Here is a 13,653-nt window from a genome sequence, read left to right on the forward strand (position 1 = left end):
GGTTAGTCAGCCTTCTTTGGGGTGGAGTTGAGGACGCCTGTCAGTTCCAGGCGGCCAGCGGTGCGCAGGGCGGATGCTTCGACGTCGAGCAGTTCCAGCTCCTCTCCAGCGGTGGACCAGTGGCCACCTCCGGTGGGGAATGGGATGAGGACGGTGTAGGTTTGGCGGTTGGCCATGGGTGGATCTCCGGGCATAAAAAAAACCGCAGGGCGGTTTCGTGTGGGTGTCTAGGAAACGGAGTGTGAAGCTACAAAAATGCCTTCACTGCGGGAGCGACAGCTTCGGCAGTTCAGCAACGAGATCTTGCGGACTGAACACTTCGCGCGTTTTCTGCTCTACGGCATCAAATTGCTCGTAGCAGTACGCCCAACAGACAGAGCGCCAGGAACGAAAGGCCTGGCCTTGAACCTGAAAGCGCGGTACGGCAGGCTCATCGGCATAGCTGATGGCATTTTTGATATCGTCGTATCCCGCAGACTTGGCCGTCTGATCCAGGAAGGCCTGAACGACCGCGACAAACTCAAGCTTGCGTTGCTCCCACGTCGGTTCCGGCGGTGCGGCAATGATGGGGCGAGCGCCGTCGGCTGCGATGACTTTGCCAGAGGCTTGAGCTGCAAAAAGCGCCTCATACTCTTGCGCGCCGACTTGCGAAAGCTCCTGCGCGGGCGGCAAGTAGCAGTCCGGGTTTGCCACCTCAATCAAGGGTGGTTCAGCCGTGACATCTGCAATCCTGACCATGGGCCGCTGGGCTTCAGGGTTGTTTGGATCAGCTTCCCAAGCCTGATCCGGAATGTTCACTTGAGGTCTCTCCCACGAGGGATCAGGGATCCAGAGCGTTCGCTCGCCATGGGCTCGAGTGTCGTAAAAACCTAGTGTTTTGGCATGAAAGAAGATCGTCATAGTCAGTAGCCTGTGGCCTCCCAGTAAATGTCATCAGGTGAATTGAACGGGCCGGAAATAACCGAAAACTGTGTATTGCTGACGATCAGGGTGTTGGTGCCTGTTGAAGTATCGCTGTAAAACACGCTCGTACGGCTTGCAACAAGCGATGAGCAACGATTGGGGAACGCGATAGGAAAACTGCGATGGGTGACGGTGTCCGAGGCCCCCAAGGTAATCCCCCACTGCTTGATCATCCCGGTCTGAGCACACTTCCACCAACCACTGGGTCCCAGCGAGGCGGTATTTTTCAGCACCGTCCCGGGCACATCGGCCGTGGCCTGCGGCAGGTTAGTCAGGCCAGCAGCATTGCCGCTGTAGATGCCTGAAATCGACAGATGCCCCCCTTCGGTAATGGTCATGGCATTGTTGGTGGCCCCCACATGGGTGACGACTTGGGGAGGCGTGGTGCTGGTTCCGCCGGCATAGGCCTCCACTGCCGCAAGATGTCGCTCATTCCAGCACGTTGCCCGCCACACCAGATACGCCATGTAGTTGGCAGGTGCATTAACTTGTATGGCCGGAGAACGGCCGCGCCATGCAACAAAGCCACCGCCCATGTCGGGTACATCAAAGGTGGCAGTACCAGACATCAAGCCACCTGCGAGGGGTAACTTGGCACTGTCAGAGATCGCGATGTTGGCCGTACCATCAAACGGCACACCATTGATTAGCCGCGGTGCTGCTAACCGCGAAGCTGTACCGGAGTTTCCGGCGACATCAATGCTATAAGAACCTTGCAGTCGGGCAGGTGGCACGATGCCTTGGGTCAAGGCATTCGCGTTGAGGTTCTGTAGCTGGCCGCCCTCACCGATGTACGCGCCCTTGATGGTCTGGTTTCCCTGCCCATCAAAAACGAACGCAGCGGGTACCCCGCCGACGTGAAGCGCCACGACAGGAAGCGAAGTGGAGGTTCCGCCCGCGTAAACGTCCATGGACGCCAGATGGCGCTCCCCCCACATGGTCCCTTTCCAGATGGAATAGGCATACGCGTTGTTCGGGCAGTTGATTTGAATGGCAGGTATGCGCTTTTGCCAATCCACGAAATAGCCGGCCATACCCGGGAAGTCCGCGCTGATCGTGCCAGCCATGGTCCCGCCACTCAGTGGCAACTTCGATTCATCGGTCAGTTTCCCGAACATCGACGCTACTTCGCCTTTGGTATAGGCATCCTTGATACCCATCTCGGCAAGCGTTTCCGGGTTGGCACCGCGTACGGCACGCCCATACTTGTCGACGGTGAGAACGCTGTAGGCCCCAGCCTGAACACCACTTCTTCCTGCGAGCATCTCAAACGCCAAGGGCGTGGTACCCAATGCGATGGGCCCCTTGCTGATCAATTGCCAAAGGGACCCACCGTAAGCGTTACCTTCTTCAACAATGACGCTAAGCCCAGGGGTGACAGATTCACCGGACTTGGCATCCGGCGAACGCGACCAAACACCATTGGCAACCACATAGATGCCGTTGTCCTTCGCCACAGATTGGCCCACAACCAGCACACGCTGGCCGGCAATCACGGCAACGCCATCGATCTGCTGCGCAGCGCTCAGCGCAATGTTCGCTGTCGACACAACACGTACCGATTGCTTGTTATCAAGCTTGGCCAACTCATCACCGAGAAAGCCCACAACCCAAGCACGGGTTGCCTTGACCACGGTGTCATCAATCAACAGCGTCACCAGAGACGCATTGCTCGTTTCGAAAATAGAGCGAATGTAAAATTCTTTGCCTGATCCGGAGGTTGCCAACACCGGTTTGAATGACTCCGGATATTTGACGATGGCGTACAACACACCGGTATCGGTCCAGATACCCGCCTCTCGTACATACCATCCACCGACATCAGCCGGAATGGTGACTTCCGCCAGCAGCCAACTCGGGTTTTTTTCGTCCTGAAAAAGGGCATTCAAGGGCCCTCTCCATACCTCACGCTTCAGCGCTTTGGCAGTCGCATCCGGGTTGTAGACAGCGCCATTGCCATCGCCGACCGAGATCTGTGAGAGTTTGATCGGCAAGCCTGCTGCCTTGCAGGCGGTTTCGTAAGCAATACCGGCATTTGTAAGTAGCGTATAGAAGTCGGCCATTTAGGACCCCTGTGGATAACTGGTGAAGGTTTCAACGCTGTAAAGCCCAGCAGCGCAAAATGCATCGCCTGTGGCTTTCAGCCCGTCGATGACAATCGGATGGATAGTGGTAAGTTCGCCGCATACCGTAGCGGCAGCTAGAGAATGGTTGCCGGATGCACTAAGCCCTACGGAGACCGTTACGATATCGCGCTCGCTTTTTGCGGCTGCCAGGCGTTGATCGAGCCGCGCGTCCACCTCTTGGCTGTAGGCTTGACTCGTGAATGCCCTCACCGAAAAGTTGTAGGGCTCGCCCACGGGTGATTGCTCGTACCACGAGCGAACTTCAGGGGCCAATTGCAAGCCAACTGCTGCATTCTCCAATGCCTTGCGTGTACCTGACTGCCTCGCAGTCGGCCAAGCGAGCTTTACGGTGGCCCTCTTTTCAGCTTCCGGAGCGTTGGCACTCCACTCGGTGACACCTCTGTCCGCAGCAAGGTAAGGCAAGAACTCGGCGGGTGTTTGCAACGGGTTCATCAACGCCGGAAACGGCGGCACCACCCGGTCAAGCAGCTTGCCAAACCCCAGGTCCAGCGCCTTTTCCAGTGGGGAACTGTTGGCGGGTAACAGACTTGCCTTGGGCTCACTCATAGCGTGTGCACCTCCACCTCGACGCCCGTGCAATACGGGGCCTGGAACGCGGTGCTGATGATCGGTGCCTGGGGTTCAAGAATCTGCAGTTGCGCAGCCCCGGCGCTGTGAATGGCGTAGTCGATCCAGCTCGGGTCGACGCGGCCTTCGAGGCGATGGCAGGACTCGGCATAGTCACGCAACAGTTTCTGGGCGGCGACTTGGGTGAGCCCCGAATCCGGGCCGGCGTTGATTTTGGCCACCACACGGATTTTGTAGGGTTGAATCTGTGCGCCCTGAACGCTGACCAGATCGGTCTCCGGGCGCACATCGGGTCGTGCGAAATGGCGGCGCACGCCGTCAAGCAAAGCGGCAGACGGCGTGCCGTCGCCTTCCCTTGAAAGCACGGTGACCATCACTTCCCCCGGCGCGGTTCGCCGGCCATTGCCGTCTTTGACCTGCGCCGCGTAGCCGTCCGGGTCAAAGGTGTAGCTGACCGTTACCACGCCCGGCGTTGCGCTTTGCACCTTCACCGATGGCCGCTCGCCGAGGGTGAACACCTCGCGGCGATACTGCATGCGCGAGCCCGCCGCCGGTGCGTGGGGTGCCAGGTAATAACGCAGGCGGGCGTCGTCGTCGCTTTCCAGGGTCGGCGGCACTGGCGGGAAGGCGGCCGGGTCGCCGGGGTCGAGCACCTGGCGCTCCAGGCCCATGTCGGCGAGGCGAGCATCCAGGTTGCTGCCGGTGGCCCACCACGCCAGCATCTGTTTGATGCGCGCATTGTATTTGCGCTCGTGGGTTTGCAGACGGATGCAGAAGGCTTCAAGGGCCAGGGTCAGCAGCTCGCTTTCATTGTCGAGGCTGACCTTGAGTTTGGCGGCGCTTTGCGGGGCACGGGTGGCCACGTAATCGATAACGAACGCCTTGAATTCAGCCAGCAGCGGCTCGAACTCGTCGACCGCAATGATGGCCGGTTCGGCCAGTTGGTTCTGGCCCGGGATCAACATGCTCATGTCACGACCTCGAAAGATTGTTGGCGGTTTTTCCAGGTGCCGGCAAACCGCAACAGCAGTCCGGCGCCTTGGCGGGTGGCGACGATGACCTGGGGTTGAAAATCGCCGATGCCGTTCTGGGTGTTGTAGAACGCCTGGGCTGCGTGGCTTTGGGCGAGGATCAACAGGTCGTCGCCCAGGTTCTGGCCGAGCAGTTGCGGGATCATCGAGCCGTACAGCGGGCGCTTCTGACGAGTGCCCACGGGGGTGGTCAGCGCTCGGGTGGCGCGCTGCACAAATTGCAGCCAGTCATCGACGGCTGCCCCGGTGTTGCGATCGATGCCGATCATGGGATGTCCTTGTCACGGGCTGATGACCCGGCCCTGGTGGTCCACCACCGGGCCGCTGAAGTGCGCGCCGCCGGCATCCAGCAACAGGCCGGTGCCGCCGATTTGCAAGGTGATGCTCTGGGGCGTGATCGTCAGGCTGGCGGCGCCGACTTTGACGTCGACCCGCTCACGGGAACCGCTGAATGTGGTAGGCCCGTTGGCCCAGTTGAAGGTGTGGCTGGCGTCGTCGTAGTCACTTTGGGTGCCGTCCTGATGGCGCCGCCGGGTCAGGCTTGCAACACTGGAGACCGGCGGAAACTGACTACTGTTAAGACCGAACAGGGCTACAGACTGGCCGCCACCTTCCCCGCCGCCGTAGTTGAGCAACAGGCATTGTTCGCCCACGGACGGGATGCGTGTTTCGGTTTGCGCGCCGGCGCTGGGGTTGAAAAAACGGATGGCGGGCGTCAGTAGCTCGCCGTGGCTGACCTTGCAGGTATTGCTGGCGGCGTCGACCTCCTGGCACACGCCAATCCGGCAGAAACTTTCGGCACGCCGGTAAAGGTCTTCGAGCTGGGCCTCCATTTCCGCCAGGCGCTCGACGATCGGCCCCAGTTGCATGCGTAACAGCGCGTCAAACATGGGCTACTCCGCCAGTGGTTTGTATTGAGCGGGGTCGTTAATGTTCGAGACCTCCCAGGTGCAGGCAAACAGCGGCGTGCCTGTAGGGTCTTCGAGCAGTCGCTGGCCGAGATAGACGGTTTGGCTAAAGGATACGGTCCAAGTGTCGTAGTCCATTTCCGTACTGGCTTGTATCGACGGCACTGCAACAATGGCGGCGGGCAAATCGCACTGCGCTGGCGGTAGCCCCCAGCGGTTATCCAGGGCCAAGTCCATCAGTTGGCTGGCCAGGTCGCAGGCATCAAAAGGTGCGGAACCGCTGACGACCATGACTTTGAGAGAAATCAACAATACGTGGGCTTTACGCCCGTCAAGAGCGCGAACATCCGGGCCGTTGCGCTCTACGCTAATCAGCACACCGGGTTTACGCTCGCCAGCCTGAAAGTCCTGGCGATTGCCCACCTGCAACTGTGGAAAGGCACCCTTGAGTACCTCGCCGATCGCAATGGGCAGCTGAGAAGGTTTTTCAATAAGTGTCATCTTGGGCATCCTTGCATCGGTGACTGCCGATAAGGGCGGGAAGCCCCGCACAATGGCGGGGACTTCCTGCTATCGGGTAACGCGCTTAGAAGGTCCAGCTCCATGCCGGAAAGGTAGGCAGCGGGCCGGTACCGTGATCTGGATAGAACACGTGAGGCGTAGGCGCCGCCGTGGGAGTAAAGCCAAAACGAGCCCACATGGGCACGCCGTCGATCAAGACGATGTTGCCGTCATCCTGCAACTGCAAGTAGGTACGATCAGGTCGGCCAGCCTGGTCCTGTACCGGAATCCAGCTGGTCAGGGCGATCCAGGTACGGCTGTGGACATGGTCGACGAGAATGGCCCCGCCTTGCATGTAGAAACAGTTAACCAGGTCCGAATTAGGACGGGCGTCTACGTAGGTGTAAGGCACCGAGCTATCGGCCACCCAGATTTTGACGCCGTTATCGTAAAGCACCAGGTTCGCGTCGGCCTCCAGGATCAGTTTGTACTGCTTGCTGGGAGACTCGAGATACTGCCCGACCAGCATGAAGTTACGGGGAGGTAGTACCGAGCTTCCGTTTTGAGTGAACGGAATAATATGAAAACCACTACTGGACATGTTGATCACCTTTTTGGGGTCGATTTATTGCGGAGGATTCCGCTTTTACGTCGCTCACAGGCGATTGCTCGAGACTCGTGGCCTTCACATGATTCAGCGTCCCACACCGGGGGCACTTGATCTGGAGCTCGTTACACTTGTCCGTCCGGGCAAGTAATTTCTTACAGCTTCCGCATCTAAGGTCCTTCAGCATCTGTGGACTCCTTCACGAGCCACATACCCGCTTGCATCGCCGGGGGTGGGGCTCGCGCACTTCACTTCAACGCATCAAATGCACGTCACTGCTGATCCGGGCGCGGGGTTGGAGGGTCGCTGACTCCAATTCGTTTGGCCGCCCAACGCTCATAAAGGCCAATCGCGACGTCTGCGCCGGCCATGGCAGTGAGGCAACCGATGGCGCCGGCGGTCCAGATCGACATGCCGGCGGCGTAGCACAGCATCAACGCTGAAACCCCGCACACCATGCAGGCCCCGGACCGTAGCACCAGCCGGCGAATCAACGACCAGCCGCGAGCGCCCTCCTTGTCTGCACGCCACATTTCCCCGGAAACGCCGCCAATCACGGCCAATATGATCACCAGCCAGATGGGCATTTCCGCTAACGCTTGCTGCTCGTTTGTCATGTCACGCCTCCTGGCTGAGCTCTAGATAGTCCGTATTTCATTTACACATGCTTCGATAGGTAGGCATTCCAAAAAGCCCGGTTGCCCGGGCTTTTCAGTAATGCTGTCCTCGAACGTTCGGCGCTACTGGCGCGGTACGGTTCTTTCCTCAATGTTTTTCCGACCACGATCCCTGTCTGCCGGATAACTGCTTCTGGTGCTTTACGCTGCACACCCGGGTCAGTTGCCAACCCTCTGAACCGTTATGAGGCCGGTTCATCGCTGCCTGTTTTTAAAGCGGTGAAACTAAAGAGCGTCGGCATCCTTGCCGGGTGTTGCCTGGCATCCCTGCCATCGCTTCGATGGCGTCCTTGCCGATGTTGCGTGCCTTCCTTGTCTTTCCCTGGCGGCATCCTTGCCGCCTCCACCAGGCCTTGTTGGCTGGCTTGAGATGAAGAATATGCATGTATGCATATACAGTCAATGCATTAATGCATTTATTTTTACCTTCAACATGCACTGATGCATTTAGAGCCTTGCTGGCCAGGGATTTGCCGATTTTCTACAGGCGAAAAAAAACCCGCACACTGGCGGGCTTTGTCTTATGCAAGGAGGCTAGCGGGCGTACATGCCCCACCAAAACACATGGCCGAGGATGCTGATCTGCTCATCCTGGATATCCTGAAAGCTGTAGTCTTCATCCGGGTGCTCATCGCGGTTGAAACTGCGCAGACGAATCCCGGAAGGCAGGCGGTAGAGCTGTTTCACGCGCAGCTGGCCATTGTGGTTGATGGCGTACAGGTCGCCATCGACGATATCACCAATGCCACTCTTGCCCGCATTCACCCCCACCGTCGCACCGTCGCGCAGCACCGGCAACATGCTGTTGCCGCGCACCGTCACACATTTGGCCTGGTCGAACTGCACACCGTTGTGGCGAAGGCTGCGCTTGCCGAACCGCAGGCTGGCCTTCTCGCTTTCCTCGATGACGAATCTTCCTGATCCAGCAGCCAATTCAACCTCGCGCAGAAAGGGGATCGACACCTCGTCATCATTAACGGGCGTGTCGTCGTCCCACAGGCTTATGTCCTTGAGTTCCGAATGCATCGGGTCGCGTCCGTCGTCCCGCGAAACGCCCACCGCCGCGCGCCCGCGCAGTTGGTCGGTGCTCACACGGAAGTAGTCGGCGATGCGGGAAATGTGCTTGTCCGACGGATCAACGATCTTGCCGCTGAGGATCCGGGACAACGTGGATTGAGGCACGCCGGTACGCCGGTGAAGCTCCGTGGGGGAGATCCGGTCGCGGTCCAGCAATTCTCTTAAGACGGATGAAACGTTGCGTTTTTGCATAATGGGGATGATGACGGGGGATTTCGGGGTTGGCAAATGCTAATTTGCATATTTCATGCATATTTCAGGCCGCGGTGGCGAGCCCCTTTAATACTGGCTGGCAGTAGAGGCCTCGCCCTTTTGTATTTTCCCTAGCCGTTTGCGAACTGCGAACCCTCGACCTCGCATGTTAACCTTGCCGCCATCGCAAAATCGCAGGGCCAAACGCCCCACCTTTGCCCCACTCCTTTCAACGAATTTGCCTACGACCCAATGAGTAAAGCCACTTCAGATCTGTCCTCCCACACCCCGATGATGCAGCAGTACTGGCGCCTCAAAAACCAGCACCCTGATCAGTTGATGTTCTATCGCATGGGCGACTTCTACGAGATCTTCTATGAAGACGCGAAGAAGGCCGCCAAGTTGCTGGACATCACCCTGACCGCGCGCGGGCAGTCGGCGGGGCAGTCGATTCCGATGTGTGGCATTCCTTACCACTCACTGGAAGGCTACTTGGTCAAGCTGGTGAAGCTGGGCGAGTCGGTGGTGATTTGTGAGCAGATCGGCGACCCGGCCACGAGCAAGGGGCCGGTGGAACGCCAAGTGGTGCGCATTATTACGCCGGGCACGGTGAGTGATGAGGCGCTGCTGGATGAGCGTCGCGATAACCTGATCGCAGCGGTGTTGGGCGATGAGCGTTTGTTCGGCCTGTCGGTGCTGGATATCACCAGCGGCAATTTCAGCGTGCTGGAGATCAAGGGCTGGGAGAACCTGCTGGCGGAGCTGGAGCGGATCAATCCGGTGGAGTTGTTGATTCCGGATGATTGGCCAAAGGACTTGCCGGCAGAAAAGCGCCGTGGGACCAAACGCCGTGCGCCGTGGGACTTCGAGCGTGATTCGGCGCTGAAAAGTCTGTGTCAGCAATTCTCGGTGCAGGACCTTAAAGGCTTCGGCTGCGAAACCCTGACCCTGGCGATCGGCGCCGCCGGTTGCCTGCTGGGTTACGCCAAGGAAACCCAGCGCACCGCCCTGCCGCATTTGCGCAGCCTGCGCCATGAGCGCCTGGACGATACCGTGGTGCTCGATGGCGCCAGCCGTCGCAACCTGGAGCTGGACACCAACCTGGCGGGCGGGCGTGACAACACGCTGCAATCGGTGGTCGACCGCTGCCAGACCGCCATGGGCAGCCGTTTGCTGACCCGTTGGCTGAACCGTCCACTGCGCGATCTGACCGTGCTGCAAGCGCGGCAGACTTCCATTACCTGCCTGCTGGACGGCTATCGCTTTGAAAAGCTGCAGCCGCAGCTGAAAGAAATCGGCGACATAGAGCGCATTCTGGCGCGGATCGGCCTGCGCAACGCACGGCCCCGTGACCTCGCGCGCCTGCGTGACGCCCTCGGCGCCCTCCCACAGTTGCAAGAGGCGATGACCGATCTGGACACGCCGCACCTGCAACAGCTGGCGGTGACCACCGGCACCTACCCGGACCTCGCGGCCCTGCTGGAAAAAGCCATTATTGATAACCCGCCTGCGATCATCCGTGACGGCGGCGTGCTGAAAACCGGATATGACACCGAGCTGGACGAGCTGCAATCTCTGAGCGAAAACGCCGGCCAATTCCTGATTGACCTGGAAGCACGCGAGAAAGCCCGCACGGGCCTGGCCAACTTGAAGGTCGGCTACAACCGTGTGCACGGCTACTTTATTGAGTTGCCGAGCAAGCAGGCCGAGTCGGCGCCGGTTGATTATCAGCGTCGCCAGACCCTTAAAGGCGCCGAGCGCTTTATCACGCCGGAATTGAAAGAGTTCGAAGACAAGGCGTTGTCGGCCAAAAGCCGTGCCTTGGCGCGGGAAAAGATGCTCTATGAAGCCTTGCTCGAAGACTTGATCAGCCGCTTGGCGCCGTTGCAAGACACCGCAGGCGCGCTGGCGGAACTGGATGTGTTGAGCAACCTGGCCGAGCGTGCGCTGAACCTTGACCTCAATTGCCCGCGCTTTGTGAGCGAGCCGTGCATGCGCATCGTGCAGGGGCGCCATCCGGTGGTTGAGCAGGTGTTGACCACGCCGTTTGTCGCCAACGACCTGTCGCTGGATGACGACACGCGCATGCTGGTGATTACCGGCCCGAACATGGGTGGTAAATCCACCTACATGCGCCAGACCGCATTGATCGTATTGCTGGCGCACATCGGCAGCTTTGTGCCGGCGGCCAGTTGCGAGTTGTCGCTGGTGGACCGCATTTTCACGCGGATCGGCTCCAGCGACGACCTGGCCGGTGGCCGTTCGACCTTTATGGTGGAAATGAGCGAGACCGCCAACATCCTGCACAACGCCACAGAACGCAGCCTGGTATTGATGGACGAAGTGGGCCGCGGCACCAGTACCTTCGACGGTCTGTCTCTGGCCTGGGCGGCGGCCGAGCGCCTGGCGCATCTGCGCGCCTACACGCTGTTTGCCACTCACTACTTCGAACTGACCGTATTGCCGGAAAGCGAACCGCTGGTCGCCAACGTGCATTTGAATGCCACCGAGCACAACGAACGCATCGTGTTCCTGCACCACGTGCTGCCAGGGCCGGCGAGCCAGAGCTACGGCCTGGCAGTGGCGCAACTGGCCGGCGTACCGAGCGAGGTAATCACCCGCGCCCGAGAGCATCTCAGCCGCCTGGAAACCACCGCGCTGCCCCACGAAACCGTGGTTGCAAGCCCCGTCAAAGCCAAAAGCAAGAGCAGCGCGCCGCATCAAAGCGATATGTTCGCCAGCCTGCCCCATCCGGTACTGGATGAGTTGGCCAAGCTTGATCTGGACGACATGACCCCGCGCAAAGCGCTCGAAATGTTATATGCACTGAAGGTTCGGATATAACGCTGAGGCTTGCAAGCTGGTAGACTCTCGCGCGGTTTGGGATGCTGCGGGCTTTTAGCCTGGCCTGCAGACTATCGCTCCCGAACCTCGCGAGCCCTGCCACAAAGGGTTTCGCTGCCGCCGCCTGAGGAGAAAATTAGAAATGACCTTCGTCGTCACCGACAACTGCATCAAGTGCAAGTACACCGACTGCGTGGAAGTATGTCCGGTGGACTGCTTCTACGAAGGCCCGAACTTCCTGGTTATCCACCCGGACGAGTGCATCGACTGCGCCCTGTGTGAGCCTGAATGCCCGGCCGTCGCCATTTTCTCCGAGGATGAAGTCCCGGCAGAGATGCAGGAATTTATTCAGTTGAACGTCGAGCTGGCGGAAATCTGGCCGAACATCACTGAACGCAAGGATCCGATGCCGGATGCAGCGGACTGGGACGGTAAAAAAGGCAAGATTGCAGACCTCGAACGCTGATAGCGTCGCCGCCCATAAAAAAGGCCCCTTGCGGGCCTTTTTGCGTTTCTGCGCAGCGGGTTTTACTTTTCTGCAGGCAAAAAAAGGGGCGGTATGACCCGCCCACATTTTTTCCCTAGTCCCTGTATTCCTTTTCATCATCCTGATGAATCGCATCCTGCGACATTCCCTGAACCATCGTTCCTTGATGGCTGTGCCAATCCGTGGACACAGGGCTGATGTTAGAGAGTTCCAAGGGAAGTTCAACGGGATCCAAGTTGCGGGCTGACAGCTTTTCACGCGAGGCCTCGCATAAATAATTGTTACTTTTCAACAGGATAGAAAAGTCTCTCGCCTTTCTTAGTCGTACACACCCGGTAAAAACCCCAAACACTTACGAAAAAGTAAGCGAATGCTTACACGCGCAATTGCGTAAAAGCGTAACCGGGCCCTGTTGGCCGATCTTCAGGCATGAAAAAGCCTCGGCAATGCCGAGGCTTTTTCGCTTCAGAGAGGTCAGTCGTCGCTGACCGTGATCGTCGGCATCGCCGGTGCAGCCGCTTCCTGCAGCACGATCCGGGCCCCCACGTGGCGGGCCAGTTCCTGATAAACCATGGCGACCGGGCTGTCAGGCTCGGCCACCACGGTAGGCTTGCCACCATCGGCCTGCTCACGAATCAGCATCGACAACGGCAACGAGGCCAGCAATTCAACGCCGTATTGAGTCGCGAGCTTCTCGCCACCGCCCTCACCGAACAGGTGCTCGGCATGCCCGCAGTTGGAGCAGATGTGCACCGCCATGTTCTCCACCACGCCCAGCACGGGAATGTTGACCTTGCGGAACATCTCCACACCTTTGCGGGCATCAAGCAGCGCAAGATCCTGCGGCGTGGTCACGATCACCGAACCGGCCACCGGGACTTTTTGCGCCAGGGTCAGCTGGATATCACCGGTGCCGGGCGGCATGTCGATAACCAGGTAATCGAGGTCGCCCCAGGCGGTCTGGGTGACCAGTTGCAGCAACGCGCCGGAGACCATCGGCCCGCGCCAGACCATCGGCGTGTTGTCGTCGGTGAGGAAGGCCATGGACATGACCTCAACACCATGGGCCTCAATCGGTACAAACCATTTCTGATCCTTGACCTTCGGCCGCGTGCCTTCGGCGATGCCGAACATCACACCCTGGCTTGGGCCATAGATGTCGGCGTCGAGAATGCCCACGCGCGCGCCTTCGCGAGCCAGGGCCAGGGCGAGGTTGGCCGCCGTGGTGGACTTGCCCACGCCACCCTTGCCGGACGCCACGGCAACCACGTTCTTGACGTTGGCCAGGCCCGGGATTTGCGCCTGGGCCTTGTGCGCGGCGATCACGCACTGAATGTCGACCTTGGCCGCACGTACGCCCTCGAGACCTTCGATGGCCATTTGCAGCATTTGCGCCCAGCCGTTCTTGAACAGGCCTGCGGCATAGCCCAGTTCCAACTGGACCGACACTTGGTCACCCTGGACCTCGATGGCGCGCACACAGCCGGCGCTGACCGGGTCCTGGTTCAAATAGGGGTCGGTGTACTGGCGAAGAACGGCTTCCACCGCTGCGCGATTGACGGCGCTCATGGGCTACTCCCGAAAAAAGACTGACTGAAACAGGCGGCTATCCTAACCGTTCCGACAGCCCAGCGGCATGCTTTCGAAGGTCT

15 protein-coding genes are annotated in these 13,653 nt (G+C 59.2%); 2 read left to right on the plus strand and 13 right to left on the minus strand.

Annotated elements, in window-relative coordinates; genetic code table 11:
- Window positions 1–2: 2 nt before the first annotated feature.
- The 12 genes from AB4P94_RS00345 to AB4P94_RS00400 all read right to left on the minus strand — a co-directional run bounded on the left by AB4P94_RS00345 (window position 3) and on the right by AB4P94_RS00400 (window position 8,670).
- Window positions 3–176, minus strand: coding sequence for a hypothetical protein (locus AB4P94_RS00345; protein ID WP_395608933.1), 174 nt, complete (start codon window positions 174–176; stop codon window positions 3–5).
- Between the two features lie 85 nt (window positions 177–261).
- Window positions 262–900 carry a hypothetical protein gene (locus AB4P94_RS00350; RefSeq protein ID WP_395608934.1) on the minus strand — a complete coding sequence of 213 codons (639 nt, stop codon included), beginning with the start codon at window positions 898–900 and terminating at the stop codon, window positions 262–264.
- Between the two features lie 2 nt (window positions 901–902).
- On the minus strand, window positions 903–3,026 hold the full coding sequence (locus AB4P94_RS00355; RefSeq protein WP_395608935.1) for a phage tail protein: 2,124 nt from the start codon (window positions 3,024–3,026) through the stop codon (window positions 903–905).
- Window positions 3,027–3,656: a phage tail protein I gene (locus AB4P94_RS00360; RefSeq protein ID WP_395608936.1), complete on the minus strand. Its 630-nt coding sequence runs from the start codon at window positions 3,654–3,656 to the stop codon at window positions 3,027–3,029. It lies immediately after the preceding gene.
- Entirely contained in the window at window positions 3,653–4,648 is a 996-nt protein-coding gene (locus tag AB4P94_RS00365) for a baseplate J/gp47 family protein (RefSeq protein WP_395608937.1), read from the minus strand. The genes AB4P94_RS00360 and AB4P94_RS00365 overlap by 4 nt, the downstream gene beginning before the upstream one ends.
- Complete coding sequence (locus AB4P94_RS00370; RefSeq protein ID WP_176999501.1) at window positions 4,645–4,977, minus strand: phage baseplate protein; 333 nt, start codon at window positions 4,975–4,977, stop codon at window positions 4,645–4,647. Before AB4P94_RS00370 ends, AB4P94_RS00365 begins: the two co-directional genes overlap by 4 nt.
- 12 nt (window positions 4,978–4,989) lie before the next feature.
- Window positions 4,990–5,598 carry a phage baseplate assembly protein V gene (locus tag AB4P94_RS00375; protein ID WP_395608938.1) on the minus strand — a complete coding sequence of 203 codons (609 nt, stop codon included), beginning with the start codon at window positions 5,596–5,598 and terminating at the stop codon, window positions 4,990–4,992.
- 3 nt (window positions 5,599–5,601) lie between these two features.
- Window positions 5,602–6,117, minus strand: coding sequence for a hypothetical protein (locus AB4P94_RS00380; protein ID WP_395608939.1), 516 nt, complete (start codon window positions 6,115–6,117; stop codon window positions 5,602–5,604).
- Window positions 6,118–6,202: 85 nt separating this feature from the next.
- On the minus strand, window positions 6,203–6,718 hold the full coding sequence (locus tag AB4P94_RS00385; RefSeq protein WP_395608940.1) for a hypothetical protein: 516 nt from the start codon (window positions 6,716–6,718) through the stop codon (window positions 6,203–6,205).
- Entirely contained in the window at window positions 6,708–6,911 is a 204-nt protein-coding gene (locus AB4P94_RS00390) for a Com family DNA-binding transcriptional regulator (protein WP_395608941.1), read from the minus strand. The genes AB4P94_RS00385 and AB4P94_RS00390 overlap by 11 nt, the downstream gene beginning before the upstream one ends.
- Window positions 6,912–6,996: 85 nt before the next feature.
- Window positions 6,997–7,341, minus strand: a complete 345-nt coding sequence (locus AB4P94_RS00395; protein ID WP_395608942.1) for a phage holin family protein — start codon at window positions 7,339–7,341, stop codon at window positions 6,997–6,999.
- Window positions 7,342–7,935: 594 nt separating this feature from the next.
- The gene (locus tag AB4P94_RS00400) at window positions 7,936–8,670 is read right to left on the minus strand and encodes a helix-turn-helix transcriptional regulator (RefSeq protein WP_395608943.1); all 735 of its coding nucleotides are present in this window, start codon (window positions 8,668–8,670) and stop codon (window positions 7,936–7,938) included.
- A gap of 252 nt (window positions 8,671–8,922) precedes the next feature.
- Between AB4P94_RS00400 and mutS the strand changes: the two genes are divergently transcribed.
- Window positions 8,923–11,514, plus strand: coding sequence for a DNA mismatch repair protein MutS (mutS, locus tag AB4P94_RS00405; RefSeq protein WP_395608944.1), 2,592 nt, complete (start codon window positions 8,923–8,925; stop codon window positions 11,512–11,514).
- Between the two features lie 142 nt (window positions 11,515–11,656).
- Window positions 11,657–11,980 (plus strand): ferredoxin FdxA, encoded by a 324-nt coding sequence (gene fdxA / locus AB4P94_RS00410; RefSeq protein WP_177049752.1) that lies wholly within the window; start codon window positions 11,657–11,659, stop codon window positions 11,978–11,980.
- 495 nt (window positions 11,981–12,475) lie between these two features.
- Here the strand turns inward: fdxA and apbC are convergent, their stop codons facing one another.
- The gene (gene apbC, locus AB4P94_RS00415; RefSeq protein ID WP_395608945.1) at window positions 12,476–13,570 is read right to left on the minus strand and encodes an iron-sulfur cluster carrier protein ApbC; all 1,095 of its coding nucleotides are present in this window, start codon (window positions 13,568–13,570) and stop codon (window positions 12,476–12,478) included.
- Window positions 13,571–13,653 lie beyond the last annotated feature (83 nt).

This window comes from Pseudomonas sp. B22129, from assembly GCF_044218875.1.
Classification (GTDB): domain Bacteria; phylum Pseudomonadota; class Gammaproteobacteria; order Pseudomonadales; family Pseudomonadaceae; genus Aquipseudomonas.